Below are 15,585 nucleotides of genomic sequence, written 5' to 3'. Positions count from 1 at the left end.
AATTCCGTGGTAGAAGGGCTCTGCTGTTGCCAACACTCGGTAATTGCGCAAAAGGGAATCGGGCGGAAACACGGCTATCTCTGTGAGTGAAACTGCAAACACCGGGACTCTTTTCGATGCCGCTTTCGGCAGCAGCCCGGGTTCCTGGCCGCTGCCCACGGCCACCTCGTCGCAACAGCTGTGGCTGCGTGCCGTCGCGGCCGGCGGACAGGGCCGGTACGGCAGCGCCTACAGCGATTTGGCGCTGCTGCGTCGCCGCGTCGAAACGGGCCCACTGGCCTCGCTGGCCTACAGCACCCACGCATCGTTTCTGCGCCAGCTGGGCTGGCACCGGCTGGCGCGCGGCTGGGACGGTCGTGCCCTGGCCCTGGGCCTGGCCGAACGAGATCCCGAGGCAACCGCCGATGCCCTGATCGGGTTGGCGGCCGACGCCCTGGGCGTCGGCCGCCTTGCTGCGGCCGCGACCCTGCTGGCTCGCGCGGAAGCGCTGCCCGTGTCGGAGCGGCTGGCCGTGCGCAGGCGCTGGGTGGCCGCGGAGCTGGCGATGGCCGGCGGCGACGGGACGACCGCGGTCCGCCATGCCGAGGAGGCGGCCGGACTTGCGGCGGCCATGACCACCGCGTCGGTGCGCCACCAGGTCAAAAGTGAGGTGGTGCTGGCGGCGGCGCTGTGCAGCGCCGGCGCCGTCGAGCGGTCCCGGGCGGTGGCCGGCCACGCGCTGCCGGCCACCGCCCGTCATGGGCTGATACCGCTGCGCTGGGCGTTGGCTTGCTTGCTGATCGATACCGGAAGCGTCACGGTTGCGCCACAACAGGTGCGCGAACTCACCGAAATTCGGGATATTTGCGCAGGCCAGGTGCGGCGCGCCGGAGGAACCTGGCGTACCGCTTGAAACGCCGTACGGCCGTTATTGTCTAGCTGTGTCTTAGCCCGGGATGTGTCCGGACCGTAACGTTGGAGAGACCGCCGTCAATGACAATTGAAGGGGAACGTCTCGACGCTGTGGTTGCGGAAGCCGTGGCTGGAGACCGCAATGCGCTTCGGGAGGTGCTGGAGACCATCCGCCCGATCGTCGTGCGGTATTGCCGCGCACGAGTCGGCACCGTCGAGCGGAGTGGCCTGTCAGCAGATGACGTGGCTCAGGAGGTGTGCTTGGCCACCATAACGGCACTGCCACGCTACCGGGACCGAGGACGCCCCTTCCTGGCCTTCCTGTACGGCATCGCGGCACACAAGGTTGCCGACGCGCATCGGGCCGCCGGCCGTGATCTGGCCTATCCCGCCGAGGAGGTCCCCGAACGCCGGTCGGCCGACGCGGGGCCGGAACAGATGGCCATCGAGGCCGACTCGGTCACCCGGATGAACGAATTGCTCGAAATCCTGCCGGCCAAGCAACGCGAGATCCTGATCCTGCGGGTCGTCGTCGGGCTGTCCGCCGAGGAGACCGCAGCCGCCGTCGGCAGCACCACCGGGGCCGTTCGGGTGGCCCAGCATCGCGCGCTACAGCGACTGAAAGACGAAATCGTTGCGGCAGGTGACTATGCGTGAATTTGGTTATGCCCTAGGCGATCAGCCCGGCCTGGACGAGGTTGCCCGCACTGATCTGCTGCTCGACGCCCTCGCCGAACGCGCCGCCGTCCGTCTCAGCGACCCTGACGACGATGCACTGGCCGCCCTGCTGGGCGATTGGCGTGACGATCTGCGCTGGCCGCCGGCCAGCGCATTGGTCTCCCAGGACGAGGCCACCGAGGCGCTGATCGCCGGGATGACCGAGCGCCGGCGCGCGCGCCGCGGCCTGGCCGCGGTGGGGTCGGTGGCCGCGACGCTGTTGGCGCTCAGCGGGTTCGGCGCTGTCGTGGCCGACGCACGCCCGGGGGATGCGCTGTATGGCCTGCACAAGATGATGTTCGACGAACCACGGGTCAACGACGATCAGATCGTGTTGTCCGCCAAGGCCGATCTGGCCAAGGTCGAGCAGATGATCGCCCAGGGCCAGTGGAGCCAGGCGCAGACGCAGCTGGCCGAGGTCAGCAGCACCCTGCAGGCCGTCAACGACGGCAGCCGCCGCCAGGACCTGCTGGCCGAGGTGAATCAGCTCAACACCAAGGTGGAAAAGCGCGACCCGCACGCCGCAGCCCCCGCGCCGGCCAGCGAGGTCACGTCGTCGGCGCCCATTCCGGCCTCGACGTCGCCAAGGGCCGCCACACCCAGCACCACGAGTCCGGCACCCACCACCAGCCCGGCTATGACTACGAGCCCGACCGCGAGCCCGACGACGACTACCACCCGAACCAAGAAGTCGAAGCCGAGCGCGTCGTCAACCGCGCCCAAGGTCACGCCTACTTCGCCTACTTCAGCCGTCGCGTCGCCGCCGGCGACGACGCTTCCCGCAGCGCCGCCCGCCTAGCGGGTTTCTCAGAGGTGGCGGCGGAATCCGTCTGCGTCCGACGTCGCTTCGTTGAGCGAGGCATCCGCGTACCCGCGGCAGTAGTCCCACGTGACGTAGGCATCCGGCTCCGGGTCGTACGCCGGCTCGTGCGGGCGCACCGTGCCGTCGATCAGCAGCTGCAACAGGTTGGCGCGCAACATGTCCCAGTCGTGATAGTGGTCTTGCTGGCACTCGTCGCAGCACACCACCAGACCGCGAATTCCCTTGTGCGCCAATAAAGCTTCGTACACGGCCAAGTCGGCCAGGTCGGCTTCGACGGCCATCCGCTCCTGCTGATCCAGCGGCTGGCCCGGCTCGACGGCCTCCAGCGCCGCCGACGGGTCACAGGGGTCGTCGGCAAAGGGGTCGGGTGGCAAACCCGGGGGGAGGTGGTCGCGCACCCCTCTACAGTACGCAAGCGGACAGCGATAATGCCAGAAATTGAGATCGCCGCACGCTGCGCGTCGGGCACCGCCGATTGAGCCGATAGGATGGGTACCTCACTGACGCATGCGTATGGAGGGCTTCACCGATGTCCCGTGGCATGTCCGGCCTAGAAGACAGCTCCGACCTGGTCGGTAGCCCATACGTGCGTATGGGCGGCCTGACCGATGACCCGGTGCCGACCGGAGGCGACGACCCGCACAAGATCGCGATGCTGGGCCTGACGTTCGACGACGTCCTGCTGTTGCCCGCGGCTTCCGACGTGGTGCCGGCCACCGCCGACACGTCCAGTCAGCTGACCAAGAAGATCCGGCTCAAGGTGCCGTTGGTCAGCTCGGCCATGGACACCGTCACCGAGTCGCGGATGGCCATCGCGATGGCCCGCGCCGGCGGCATGGGTGTGCTGCACCGCAACCTGCCCGTCGCCGAACAAGCCGGCCAGGTCGAAATGGTGAAGCGCTCCGAGGCCGGCATGGTCACCGACCCGGTCACCTGCCGCCCGGACAACACTTTGGCCCAGGTCGACGCGCTGTGCGCCCGCTTCCGCATCTCGGGGCTGCCGGTGGTCGACGACGACGGCGCCCTGGTCGGCATCATCACCAACCGGGACATGCGCTTCGAGGTCGACCAGACCAAGCAGGTCGCCGAGGTGATGACCAAGTCGCCGCTGATCACCGCCCAGGAGGGGGTGAGCGCGTCGGCGGCGCTAGGACTGTTGCGGCGCAACAAGATCGAGAAGCTGCCCATCGTCGACGGCCGGGGCAAGCTGACCGGGCTGATCACCGTCAAGGACTTCGTGAAGACCGAGCAGCACCCGCTGGCCACCAAGGACAAGGACGGCCGGCTACTGGTGGGTGCGGCCGTCGGTGTCGGCGGCGACGCCTGGGTGCGCGCCATGATGCTGGTCGACGCCGGGGTCGACGTGCTCGTCGTCGACACCGCCCACGCCCACAACCGGCTGGTGCTCGACATGGTGAGCAAACTCAAACTCGAGGTGGGCGACCGCGTCGAGGTGGTCGGCGGCAACGTCGCCACCAGGTCTGCGGCCGCGGCCCTGGTCGACGCCGGCGCCGACGCCGTGAAGGTCGGTGTGGGGCCGGGCTCGATCTGCACCACCAGGGTCGTCGCCGGGGTGGGCGCGCCGCAGATCACCGCAATCCTGGAGGCCGTTGCGGTGTGCGGACCCGCCGGAGTGCCGGTGATCGCCGATGGCGGGCTGCAGTACTCCGGCGATATCGCCAAGGCCCTGGCCGCCGGCGCCTCGACGGCGATGCTGGGCTCGCTGCTGGCCGGCACCGCCGAAGCGCCCGGCGAACTGATCTTCGTCAACGGCAAGCAGTACAAGAGCTACCGCGGCATGGGCTCATTGGGCGCCATGGCGGGCAGGGGCTCCTCCGGTGCACAGGCGAAGTCCTACTCAAAGGACCGTTACTTCGCCGACGACGCGCTTTCCGAGGACAAACTCGTACCCGAAGGGATCGAGGGCCGGGTGCCGTTCCGTGGTCCGCTGGCGACGGTGATCCACCAGCTGACCGGCGGCCTGTGCGCAGCAATGGGTTACACCGGCTCGCCCACCATCGAAGTGCTGCAGCAGGCGCAGTTCGTCCGGATCACGGCGGCCGGTCTCAAGGAGAGCCACCCGCACGATGTCGCGATGACCGTCGAAGCGCCCAACTACTACGCACGCTGACAGGCGGACCTGACATGGTCGAAATCGGCATGGGCCGCACCGCGCGGCGCACCTATGAATTGAGCGAAGTCAATATCGTGCCGTCGCGGCGCACCCGCTCGTCACAAGACGTGTCCACAGCCTGGCAACTGGACGCCTACCGGTTCGAGATCCCGGTGCTGGCGCACCCCACAGATGCGCTGGTATCCCCGGAGTTCGCGATCGAACTGGGCCGGCTGGGCGGGCTGGCCGTGCTCAACGGCGAAGGGCTGATCGGCCGGCATGCCGACGTCCAGGCCAGGATCGCCCAGCTCGTCGAGGCCGCCAGTAAGGAGCCGGAACCGTCGGCGGCGATCCGGCTGCTGCAGGAGCTGCACGCCGCGCCGCTGAACCCCGATTTGCTGGGCGCGGCGGTGGCGCGCATCCGGGAAGCCGGGGTGACGACCGCGGTGCGGGTCAGTCCGCAGAACGCCCAGGCGCTGACGCCGGTGCTGCTGCAGGCCGGGATCGACCTGCTGGTCATCCACGGCACCATCGTCTCTGCCGAAAGAGTGGCCTTGGATAAGGAACGAGACGGCGAGCCGCTGAACCTCAAGACCTTCATCGCCGAACTCGACGTGCCCGTGGTCGCCGGTGGTGTGCAGGACCACCGCACGGCGCTGCATCTGATGCGCACCGGCGCGGCCGGCGTCATTGTCGGCTACGGCTCCACCCGCGGGGTCACCACCACCGACGAGGTGCTGGGCATCAGCGTGCCGATGGCCACCGCGATCGCCGATGCCGCCGCCGCCCGGCGCGAATACCTCGACGAGACGGGCGGGCGTTACGTGCACGTGCTGGCCGACGGCGACATCCACACCTCCGGAGAGCTGGCCAAGGCCATCGCGTGCGGCGCCGACGCGGTGGTGCTGGGCACGCCGCTGGCCGAGGCCGCCGAAGCACTGGGCGAAGGGTGGTTCTGGCCGGCCGCGGCCGCGCATCCGTCGTTGCCGCGCGGGGCGCTGCTGCAAATCGCCGTCGGCGAGCGGCCGCCGCTGGAGCGGGTGCTCAACGGCCCGTCCGACGATCCGTTCGGCACCCTGAATCTGGTCGGTGGCCTGCGCCGGTCGATGGCCAAGGCCGGCTACTGCGATCTCAAGGAGTTCCAGAAGGTCGGCCTGACGGTAGCGACCTGAGGTCGGTTGAGCCGCCGAACGTGCGGCCAGCCGCACGTTCGGCACCGAATGTGCAGCTAGCCGCACGCTGGACGCCGAGGTTAGGGTGGCTGATTGACACGGCAGATGTAAAGAAGGTCATACTGCAGCGATGAAGCCGGATTACGACGTCCTCATTATCGGTTCGGGTTTCGGGGGCAGTGTCAGCGCGCTGCGGCTGACCGAAAAAGGCTACCGGGTAGGCGTGCTGGAGGCCGGCCGCCGGTATGCCGACGAGGAGTTCGCCAAGACATCGTGGGACCTGCGCAAGTTTCTGTGGGCACCCAAGCTGGGCTGCTACGGCATCCAGCGGATTCACCCGCTGAAGAACGTGATGATCCTGGCCGGTGCTGGCGTGGGCGGCGGCTCCCTGAACTACGCCAACACCCTGTACATACCGCCGGACCCCTTTTTCAACGACCAGCAGTGGCGGCACATCACCGACTGGCGATCCGAACTGATGCCGCATTACGAGCAGGCGCAACGGATGCTGGGCGTCGTCTACAACCCGACCTTCACCGACGCGGACCGCATCGTCAAAGAGGTCGCCGACGAGATGGGCTGCGGCGACACCTTCGTGCCCACTCCGGTCGGGGTGTTCTTCGGAGCCGACGGCACCAAGACGCCGGGCAAGACCGTGCCCGACCCATTCTTCGGCGGCGCGGGGCCGGCGCGCACCGGCTGTCTGGAATGCGGCTGCTGTATGACGGGCTGTCGCTACGGCGCTAAGAACACACTGCTGAAGAACTACCTCGGTCTCGCGGAATCCGCAGGCGCACAAGTGATTCCGATGACCACCGTGAAGGGATTCCAACAGCGGCCGGACGGCCTGTGGGAGGTGCGCACGGTGCGCACCGGCAGTTGGCTGCGCAGGGACCGGCGCACCTTCACCGCCGAGCACCTGATCCTGGCCGCCGGCACCTGGGGAACCCAGCACCTGCTGTTCAACCAGCGCGATAAGGGACGGCTGCCCCGCCTTTCCAAGCGACTGGGCGTGTTGACCCGGACCAACTCCGAGTCGATCGTCGGTGCCGCGCGACTGGAGGTCTCCCCGGACCTCGACCTCACCCACGGGGTGGCGATCACCTCGTCGATTCACCCGACGTCGGACACCCACATCGAACCCGTCCGTTACGGCAAGGGCTCCAACGCGATGGGTCTGCTGCAGACTTTGATGACCGACGGCTCGGGGCCCGAGGGCACCGACGTGCCGCGGTGGAAGCAGTTGGTGCGACAGGGCCGCGAAGACCCGTCGCACATCCTGCGGCTGCTCAACCCACGCCAGTGGAGTGAGCGCACGATGATCGCCCTGGTGATGCAGCATCTGGACAACTCGATCACCACCTTCACCAAGCGCGGCAAGCTCGGTATCCGCTGGTACTCCAGCAAGCAGGGCCACGGTGAACCCAACCCGACCTGGATCCCGGTGGGCAACGAGGTCACCCGCCGTATCGCCGAGAAGATCGACGGCGTGGCCGGCGGCACCTGGGGCGAGCTGTTCAACATCCCGCTGACCGCGCACTTCCTCGGCGGTGCGGTGATCGGCGACAGCCCGGAGAACGGCGTCATCGACCCCTATCACCGCGCCTACGGTTACCCGACGATGTACGTGGTCGACGGCGCCGCGATTTCGGCGAACCTGGGCGTCAACCCGTCGCTGTCCATCGCCGCCCAGGCCGAGCGGGCCGCGTCGTTGTGGCCGAACAAGGGCGAGAACGACCAGCGGCCGCTGCAGGGTGACGCCTACCGGCGGATGGACCCGATCGCACCGGAGCATCCGGTGGTGCCCGCCGACGCGCCGGGTGCGCTGCGGTGGCTGCCGATCGATCCGGTCAGCCCCACGGCCGAGGTGGGTTAGCCGGCCGCTAGCTGGCCAGCGTCAGGGGTGCTCCGCTGACCACCTGGCTGCGCTGTCCGCGCACGTTGACGGGCACGTCGCCCATCAGGGTGACCCGCTGCATGAGCCGGTACTGGTCGTCGTAGTCGTCGACGGCGCGGTGCTGGGTGGCCCGGTTGTCCCACATGGCGACGTCGCCCGGTTCCCAGTTCCAACGGATGGTGTTCTCCGGCAACGTGATTCGCAGCTGTAACAAGTCGAACAGCACATTTGACTCGTGGCTGTCCAGGCCGACGAAATTGCGCACGAAGTCCCCTGCGAGCAGAGTGCGCTCGCCGGTCTCCGGGTGTACCTGCACGACCGGGTGAACGGTCCGGAAATCGGGGTGCTCGAAAACCTTGCGGAAGGCGCGTTGCGCGTCGGTCTGCACCTGGGCCTCGGCCTTCACGTAGTCGTAGCGGTTGCTGTGCAAAGCCCACAGGTTCTCGGCGAGGCACTTGAGTGGCTCGGGCAGGTCCGCGTACGCGGTCGCGGTATTGGCCCACAGCGTTGAGCCGCCGTAGTCGGGCAGCTTGACCGCCCGCAGCACCGAGGCCGCGGGGTAGTTCGCGGCGAACGTGACGTCGGTGTGCCAGCGATTCGCCTTGCCGAAGTCGGAGTTGATGGGCGTGAGGATGGGTGCGCCGGGCGCTACGGCAGTCACCGATGGGTGGCCGACGGGGGTGCCCAGCAGGGCGGCGAAGGCAAGCTGTTCGGCGTCGTCGAGGTGATGCTGGCCGCGGAAGAAGACCACCTTGTGGGCCAGCAGCGCCGCGCGGATCTCGGCAACTGCGGCCACGTCCAGGTCGCCACCGAGCCGCACCCCGCTTACCTGGGCGCCGATCCGGCTGCCGAGCTTCTTAACCGAGATGACTTGGGACATGTTGGGTCCTTCAGGGAGAAGATTCGGTGTAGTCAGTTGACTACATGGGCTAGTGTAGTCATGTGACTACGCGCGCGTCAACGGCACACCGGACCACACACCGGACGACACCCACCGGGCGGGAAGAAGTGGCGGCGGCGGTCTTGGAGGCCGCCACCGATCTATTCGCCGAGCGGGGTCCCGCCGCGACGTCGATTCGCGACATCGCCGCCCGGTCCAGGGTCAACCACGGGCTGGTGTTCCGGCACTTCGGCACCAAGGAACAACTGGTCGGATCAGTGCTGGATCACCTGGGCGAGAAGTTGGCGGGCCTGCTGCACGCCGGAGCAGCAGCCGACGTCGTCGATCGGGCGCTGGACCGGCACATGCGGGTCTTGGCCCGGTCGCTGCTGGACGGCTATCCGGCCGGCCAGCTGCAAAAGCAGTTCCCCAACGTCGCCTCGCTGATCGACGAGGTGCGCCCACGCCACGAGTCGGAATCCGACGCGCGGATGGCCGTCGCCAATGCCCTTGCGCTGCAATTCGGTTGGCGGCTGTTTGCGCCGATGCTGCGCACCGCGACGGGTCTGGACGACATGACCGACGAGGAATTGCGACAGGCGATTCTGGCCGAAGTTGCCTGGATCGTTGAGCCGCACTGAACCCAGGGCCCAAATTCACGGAATTGAGTGTGCGCGTGGGGCGGGCTTCGGCCGGCTGTCGCGCCCAGGATTCACCCTCAAGGCCCTGGATGCACACCCGGCCTCGGTGTCACCCCGTCTGGCGGGTCAACGTCCGCCGGTGCAACGGCTCGCGGCCGGGCGGCTGCGGCGGCGCCGGCAGCTGCGCCTCGCGTTCGCGCACCGCGATGGTTTTCGGCGCGTCGGTACTCAGCGTGAGTTCCTTTCCGGCGTGCCGGATGGTCAACTTGCTGCCCGGCCCGTCGCGCAGCGTGTAGGTGACGTCGGAGTGGTTGACGTCGACGGTGAGCCGGCATCCCTGCCAGCGCAACCGGAACCGTAGGCACGAAATACCGTCGGGCAGTTGGGGATCCAGCGTCAGGATGCCCTCGTCGTCGCGCAATCCGCCGAAACCGGCGACCAGCGCCATCCACGCCCCGGCCAGCGAGGCCATGTGCAAGCCGTCGCGGGTGTTCTTGTGCAGGTCGCGAAGGTCGATCAACGCGGCTTCGTAGGCGTAGTCATGGGCCAGCTCCAAATGGCCGACCTCGGCGCACATCACCGCCTGCGTGCAGGCCGACAGCGAGGAGTCGCGCACCATGCGCCGCTCGTAATAGTCGACGTTGCGCGCCTTCTGTTCGGGAGTGAATGCGTGGCTCTGCCATTGCATCGCCAGCACCAGATCGGCCTGTTTGATCACCTGCGCGGGGTAGAGCTTCACGTAGGGCTCGTGCAGCAACAGCGGGTAGGTGGTGTTGGTTTCGAAGTCCCACTCGGCGAAGGTGGTGAAGCCTTCACATTGCTGGTGGACACCCAGCTCCTCGTCGTAGGGGACGTGGACGGCATTGGCCGCGTCGCGCCACGCGGCCATTTCCTCGGTGGTGACGCCCTGTTCGCCCGCCTTGTCGGGGTGCCGTGCGCAGGAATCGGCGGCGGTAAGCAGGTTGTGCGCCGCCATCAGATTGGTGAAGACGTTGTCGCGCACGATCGCGGTGTACTCGTCGGGACCGGTGACTCCGTCCAGATGCCACACGCCGTGGCGGTCATGGTGGCCCAGCGACATCCATAGCCGAGCGGTCTCGATGAGCACGGCGAGACCACACTCGGACTCCAGTGAATGATCACCGGTGACGGTGCGGTAGCGCTCGAAGGCCATCGCGATGTCGGCGTTGATGTGCCAGGCCGCCGTACCGGCCGGCCAGTAGGCCGAGCACTCCTGGCCGCGGATGGTTCGCCAGGGAAAGGCCGCCCCGTCCAGGCCGAGTTCGGCGGCCCGCTCCTTGGCCAGATCGAGCGTCGACGCCCGCCAGCGCAGGGCGTCGGCGACCGCGTGCGGCAGCGTGTAGGTGAGCACCGGAAGGACGAAACCCTCGGTGTCCCAAAAGGCGTGGCCGTCGTAGCCGGTGCCGGTGAGCCCCTTGCTGGGAATCGCGCGCCGTTCGGCCCGGGCGCTGGCCTGCACCAGATGGAAGAGCCCGAAGCGCACCGCCTGCTGTGACTCCGGGTCGCCCTCGACCTCGACGTCGGCGGAGTCCCAGAACTCGTCGAGGTATTTCCGCTGCCCGTCCACCAGGCCCTGCCACCCGCTGTAGCGGGCGCTGTGCAGTGCGGCGGCGGCCTGATCGCGCAGTGCCGGACGCGACCGCAGGCTGGACCATCCGTAGGCCAGGTATTTGACGATGCGCAGCTTCTGTCCGGCGCGCAGCCCGCAGATCACCGTGGTACGGGCCAGGTCTGCGCGCGCGTCGGTCGATATCTCGACGCGGCCGGGGACGTCCACCTCGTGGTCCATCGCCGCGGCCATCATCAGGGCACTGGACCGGGTGCGGTGCATGAGAATTGCTTTGCTGCCGGCACTTTCGTGGTCGACGGCCTCCAGCGGGTTTTCCAGAATCGCCGACACCCGCGGGTCGTCGGAGGTCTCCGGCTGGTCTTCGTTGGTGACCAGTTCGGACTGCACGGTCACCCGGACGAAGTCGTCGACGGCCTCCACCACGTACTCGATGGCCGCGACGCCGCGCTGGACGAGCGACACCAGCCGGGTGGACACCACTTTGACCTGCTTGCCGGTGGGGGAGCGCCAGTGCGCCTTGCGGCACAGCGTGCCGGCGCGCAGGTCGAGAATGCGCTCGTGGTCGATCAATTCTCCGTAGCGGACGTCGAACGGCTCGTCATCGACCATCAGCCGAATGATCTTGCCGTTGGTGACGTCGACGACCGTCTGGCCGGCTTCGGGATAGCCGTATCCGGCTTCGGCATACGGCAGCGGCCGGATCTCGTAGAACGAGTTCAAATAGGTGCCCGGCAATCCGTACGGCTCACCCTCGTCGAGATTGCCGCGCAATCCGATGTGTCCGTTGGACAACGCGAACAGCGACTCCGACTGGGCCAGTAGGTTCAGATTGAGCCGAGTCTCGCGCACCTGCCACGGCTCTACCGGAAAGGCTTCCTCAGAGATCATGACTGCAGCAGCTCGGCGAGATCGGTAACCACCACGTCGGCGCCGTTGCGGCGCAAATCCTCGGCCTGGCCCACCCTGTCGACGCCTACCACGAAGCCAAAGTTACCGGCACGGCCGGCCGCCACACCGGATAGGGCGTCCTCGAACACAACCGCTGCATCGGGGGCCACGTCGAGCAGCTGCGCGCCGCGCAGATACGAGTCCGGTGCCGGCTTGCCGGCGATGTGCTCCTCGCGCAGTGTCACGCCGTCGACGCGCTGCTGGACGAACCGGTCCAGACCGGTGATCTCGAGCACGTCGCGGGTATTGGCGCTGGACGACACCACGGCGACGCCCAGCCCAGCTTCGGTCACCGCTTCCAGATAGCGCCGCGATCCGTCGAACACCTCGACGCCGTCCTTCTTGAGGACCCGCTGGAACATGTCGTTCTTGCGGTTGCCCAGGCCGTAAATCGTTTCGGCTTCGCCGGGATCGTCGGGATTGCCTTGGGGGAGTTCGATTTTCCGGCTCTCCAGGAAGGACCGGACACCGTCTTCACGCTTCTTGCCGTCCACGTACTGCCGGTAGTCGGCGGCGGGGTCGAACGGCACGAACGGTTCGCCGGTGCGTTCGGCCCGATCGGACAGGTAAGCGTCGAACATGGCCTTCCAGGCCTTTGTGTGCACGCTGGCGGTATCGGTGAGTACACCGTCCAGGTCGAAGAGACAGGCACGCACGTTGTCCGGCAGACCCAGCGCAGAGGACACTCAGAAACCTCACTTTCGGGCGGTGGTGGGCCATACCAGTTCACCATGCCCCGAGCGGGTGGCGCGACGGGTCCGCCCCCAGGCGACGCGATACCTCGTCACGACTCCTGCGACTTAGCTCGCGCGACGGCCTGGACGGCGCGCAAGCGTCCGTCGGCCAACGCGCGGGTGAGGTTGTCGGCCTTTCGGGTGAAGCCGGCGACGAACGTGTGCAAGCCCAGCGGGTTGGGCGGCTGGGACAGCAGTGCGTGCATGATCGCGACCGCCTGGTCGGTCAGGTCGTTCCAGTGCTCGACGGCCAACCCGGCAGCCTCGACTGCCGTGCGCAGCTGGCCGGCGGTCACCAGATGGCTGCGCGTGGGTTCATCGGCCCACGGCAGCGGATAGTCCAGTTGGCCGCCGCTTCCTGCGGTGATGTCCCAGAGGGCAAGCCGGCCCCCGCTGACCAGCACTCGGCGCGCTTCGGAGTACATGCGCGCTTTGTCGGCCACGTTCATCTGGACATGCTGGCTGATGGCGAACTGAAAGGTGGCGTCGGCGAAGGGAAGTTGGGTGACGTCAGCCTGGCGAACCGATATCCGGTGGCCCAGGCCGACGAGTTCGTTGAGCCAGCGGTTGGTTTGGCAATACTCCTCGGTCAGGTCCACCGCGCTGACCCGGCAGCCGCGCTGGTCGGCCAGAAAGCGTGCGGTGCCGCCGATCCCGCTGCCGGCGTCGAGCACGTAATCGTCGCTGCCGATGTCCAGCAGGGCGAGCAATTGGCCGGTGGCGTAACGGCCCATGGTGTGGAAGTCCTCCAGCGGCGCGAGGTCGGCGGGTGTGAGGTGGGCAGGGTCGCGGCCGGTTTCGATTAGCGCTTGTTCGATGTTGTACCGGGCCAGCCCGGTTGCGTACTGTGCGCGAATCGTGTTGATTGCCATGGCCTTAGGCCTGCACCAGTGCCGGGGCCTGGGTCGGGGCGGCCGGGTGTGTGGTCCGCGGCGGCAGCAGCCACGCGACGACGATCGCCGCGGCCAGCGCGATGCCGGCGCAGACCAGCGTGCCGACCTGCAGGCCGTCCAGGAACGCACGATTGACGGCGTCGCGCACTGGCGCGGCCTGTCCGGCGGGCAGCTGCTCGATCACCTTGTGCGCCACTGCCATTGAGCGTCCCATCGCCCAGCGCAGGTCGGCGGGTAGTCCGGTCAGGGCGGAAGCTGCGGCGATCCGGCCCGAGTAGACCGAGGCGAAGACGCTGCCGACGATGGCGACGCCGAGGGTGCCGCCGAGTTCACGTGTGGTGTCGTTGACGGCCGAGCCCACGCCGGCCTTGTCCGCGGACAGCGATCCCATGATCGCCTCGGTGGCGGGCGCGGTCGTCAGCCCCAGGCCGCCGCCGAGCAACAGCATCTGCAGTGCGATCTCGGTGTAGGACGTGGACCCCTGCGCCGTGGCCGCCCACGCCAGCCCGGCCGCGAACACGGTCAGGCCGGCGGCGACGACGGCGGTGGTGCCGATGCGTTCGACCAGCCGCGGGCCGAGGATGCTGGCCAGCGCGATCGAGCCGGCCACCGGCAGCAATCGCACGCCGGTCTCGAATGCGCTGTATTCCTTGACGAACTGGAAGTACTGGGTGATGACGAAGATGAAGCCGAACAACGTCAGAAAACCCGCGGTAACTGCCAGGCTGCCACCGGAGAATCTGCGGTTGCCGAACACCGACACGTCCAGCATCGGATGGCTGGTGCGCCGCTCCCACAACGCGAAACCGGTGAGAACCATTGCCGCAGCGGCGAATCCGATCATGCTTCGGATATTCGTCCAGCCCCAGGTTGGCGCCTCGATCACCGTGTAGACCAGCGCGGTGATCCCGACTGCGGACAGGATCAGGCCGCCGACGTCGACGCGCGGGGCCGCCGGGTCGCGCGAGGTCGGGACGAACAGCACGCCGCCGACGATGGCCAGCACGGCTACCGGAATGTTCACCAGGAAGATCGAGCCCCAGGAGAAGTGCTCGAGCAGCCAGCCACCGCTGATCGGTCCGACGGCCACCCCCACACCGACCATGGCCGCCCACAGTCCGATGGCCTTCGCGCGGGGTACCGGGTCGGTGAAGATGTTGGTGATCAGCCCCAGGGTGGTGGGAAAGATCACCGCCGCGCCCACACCCATGGCGGCGCGCGCGGCGATCAGTGCGTCGGCCGAATCCACTTGTGCGGCAACCGCGGACGTGATGGCGAACAGGGCGAGGCCGCAGCTGAGCCAGCCCCGCCTGCCGTAGCGGTCGGACAGGCTGCCGGCCGATAGCAGCAGCCCGGACATGACCAGGGTGTAGGCGTCGACGATCCACTGCAGCTGGGCGGTGTCGGCGGCCAGTTCCCGCGACAGGGTGGGCAGTGCGACGTTGACGATGGTGGCGTCGACGCTGATGACGAAGACCGACAGGCAGATGACGGCGAGGGCGGGAATCGGGTGATTTCGGAAAACGGGCGACAAAGCCGGTCGAAACGCAGGTGGGGTACGCATAGACAAGACGCTAAAGTTTATAGACAAGAAAATCAAGTACTAGTTTGAAAAAGGTGTCTACTGCAGGTAGCGTGGCTGCGTGCCCACCCGCAACTACAACCAGAACTGCCCCGTCGCGCGCGGGCTGGACGTCCTGGGTGAGCGCTGGACGTTGCTGATCCTGCGCGAGCTGGTCGGGGGAGCCCGCCGCTACGGCGATCTGCGCGCCGAGTTGCCCGGGATCGCGACCAACCTGCTCGCCGAGCGGCTCAAGGAGTTACAAGACGCCGGGCTCGTCGACCGGACGGATCTGCCGCCGCCGATCGGGCGCACCGTCTACACCCTCAGCGACATCGGCTGGCAGCGGGTGCTGCCCGTCCTGCAAAGCATCGCGTGGTTCGGTTTGGACCGGCTGGATCCGGTCGAGGATGGCCCGGCATCGCCGCTGAACGGATTCCTGGCCGGCATCCTGCTGGGCTTCAACTCGGGCAACGCGGCTGGCTTGGCGGCAAGCTATCGCGTCGAAATCGACGGCCGCCGTTTCGAATTCGCCGTCACGCAAGGCCGTCTGGCCGCCGCGCAGGGCGAACCGGCGGTGACGGTCACCGCCGCCGCGGCGGATCTGGTCGCGGCCCGCCTCGGGGCGAGTGAGGCCAAGCGCAAGGCGGCCTTGCGCCGCATCAGTTTCCACGGCGATGCGGACGCCGTCGGCGCGCTGCGTCGGGCGTTCGCGCTGTAGGAC

Annotated in this window: 13 protein-coding genes and 1 pseudogene; 8 read left to right on the top strand and 6 right to left on the bottom strand. The window is 67.8% G+C overall.

From position 1 onward, the window contains the following. Positions 1-82 precede the first annotated feature (82 nt). The 3 genes from BST12_RS10080 to BST12_RS10070 all read left to right on the top strand — a co-directional run bounded on the left by BST12_RS10080 (position 83) and on the right by BST12_RS10070 (position 2,407). The gene (locus BST12_RS10080) at positions 83-892 is read left to right on the top strand and encodes a hypothetical protein (RefSeq protein ID WP_245850206.1); all 810 of its coding nucleotides are present in this window, start codon (positions 83-85) and stop codon (positions 890-892) included. Between the two features lie 80 nt (positions 893-972). Beyond that, the gene (gene sigD / locus BST12_RS10075) at positions 973-1,548 is read left to right on the top strand and encodes an ECF RNA polymerase sigma factor SigD (RefSeq protein WP_083112965.1); all 576 of its coding nucleotides are present in this window, start codon (positions 973-975) and stop codon (positions 1,546-1,548) included. Beyond that, positions 1,541-2,407 carry an anti-sigma-D factor RsdA gene (locus tag BST12_RS10070; protein ID WP_083112964.1) on the top strand — a complete coding sequence of 289 codons (867 nt, stop codon included), beginning with the start codon at positions 1,541-1,543 and terminating at the stop codon, positions 2,405-2,407. The genes sigD and BST12_RS10070 overlap by 8 nt, the downstream gene beginning before the upstream one ends. A gap of 8 nt (positions 2,408-2,415) precedes the next feature. On the opposite strand, the gene BST12_RS10065 is transcribed toward BST12_RS10070, so the two are convergent. Further along, on the bottom strand, positions 2,416-2,829 hold the full coding sequence (locus tag BST12_RS10065) for a DUF5319 domain-containing protein (RefSeq protein ID WP_065142871.1): 414 nt from the start codon (positions 2,827-2,829) through the stop codon (positions 2,416-2,418). Between the two features lie 131 nt (positions 2,830-2,960). Between BST12_RS10065 and guaB the strand changes: the two genes are divergently transcribed. From guaB to BST12_RS10050, 3 genes are all read left to right on the top strand, one after another. Continuing rightward, a complete protein-coding gene (gene guaB / locus BST12_RS10060) occupies positions 2,961-4,562 on the top strand; it encodes an IMP dehydrogenase (RefSeq protein WP_083112963.1) in 1,602 nt (533 codons plus the stop codon). 14 nt (positions 4,563-4,576) lie between these two features. Further along, positions 4,577-5,716: a GuaB3 family IMP dehydrogenase-related protein gene (locus BST12_RS10055; RefSeq protein WP_083112962.1), complete on the top strand. Its 1,140-nt coding sequence runs from the start codon at positions 4,577-4,579 to the stop codon at positions 5,714-5,716. Between the two features lie 130 nt (positions 5,717-5,846). Continuing rightward, the gene (locus tag BST12_RS10050) at positions 5,847-7,592 is read left to right on the top strand and encodes a GMC oxidoreductase (protein WP_083112961.1); all 1,746 of its coding nucleotides are present in this window, start codon (positions 5,847-5,849) and stop codon (positions 7,590-7,592) included. Positions 7,593-7,599: 7 nt separating this feature from the next. Here BST12_RS10050 and BST12_RS10045 read toward each other — a convergent pair whose 3' ends face one another. Then, entirely contained in the window at positions 7,600-8,493 is an 894-nt protein-coding gene (locus BST12_RS10045; RefSeq protein ID WP_083112960.1) for a TauD/TfdA dioxygenase family protein, read from the bottom strand. A 62-nt stretch (positions 8,494-8,555) separates the two neighbouring features. Here BST12_RS10045 and BST12_RS10040 point away from each other — a divergent pair, with 62 nt between their 5' ends. Next, the gene (locus BST12_RS10040; protein WP_083112959.1) at positions 8,556-9,134 is read left to right on the top strand and encodes a TetR/AcrR family transcriptional regulator; all 579 of its coding nucleotides are present in this window, start codon (positions 8,556-8,558) and stop codon (positions 9,132-9,134) included. Positions 9,135-9,243: 109 nt separating this feature from the next. Here the strand turns inward: BST12_RS10040 and BST12_RS10035 are convergent, their stop codons facing one another. From BST12_RS10035 to BST12_RS10020, 4 genes and pseudogenes are all read right to left on the bottom strand, one after another. Then, the gene (locus BST12_RS10035) at positions 9,244-11,613 is read right to left on the bottom strand and encodes a glycoside hydrolase family 65 protein (RefSeq protein ID WP_083112958.1); all 2,370 of its coding nucleotides are present in this window, start codon (positions 11,611-11,613) and stop codon (positions 9,244-9,246) included. Then, a pseudogene (locus tag BST12_RS10030) lies at positions 11,610-12,406 on the bottom strand (beta-phosphoglucomutase family hydrolase). Before BST12_RS10030 ends, BST12_RS10035 begins: the two are co-directional and overlap by 4 nt. A gap of 51 nt (positions 12,407-12,457) precedes the next feature. Continuing rightward, positions 12,458-13,279, bottom strand: a complete 822-nt coding sequence (locus tag BST12_RS10025; protein WP_083112957.1) for a class I SAM-dependent methyltransferase — start codon at positions 13,277-13,279, stop codon at positions 12,458-12,460. 4 nt (positions 13,280-13,283) lie between these two features. After that, positions 13,284-14,864: a DHA2 family efflux MFS transporter permease subunit gene (locus tag BST12_RS10020; RefSeq protein WP_083112956.1), complete on the bottom strand. Its 1,581-nt coding sequence runs from the start codon at positions 14,862-14,864 to the stop codon at positions 13,284-13,286. A gap of 79 nt (positions 14,865-14,943) precedes the next feature. On the opposite strand from BST12_RS10020, the gene BST12_RS10015 reads away from it, so the two are divergent. Next, complete coding sequence (locus BST12_RS10015; protein WP_083112955.1) at positions 14,944-15,582, top strand: winged helix-turn-helix transcriptional regulator; 639 nt, start codon at positions 14,944-14,946, stop codon at positions 15,580-15,582. Positions 15,583-15,585 lie beyond the last annotated feature (3 nt).

This window comes from Mycobacterium angelicum (assembly GCF_002086155.1).
Taxonomy (GTDB): domain Bacteria; phylum Actinomycetota; class Actinomycetes; order Mycobacteriales; family Mycobacteriaceae; genus Mycobacterium; species Mycobacterium angelicum.
This window is presented reverse-complemented; position numbering and strand designations above follow the sequence as displayed.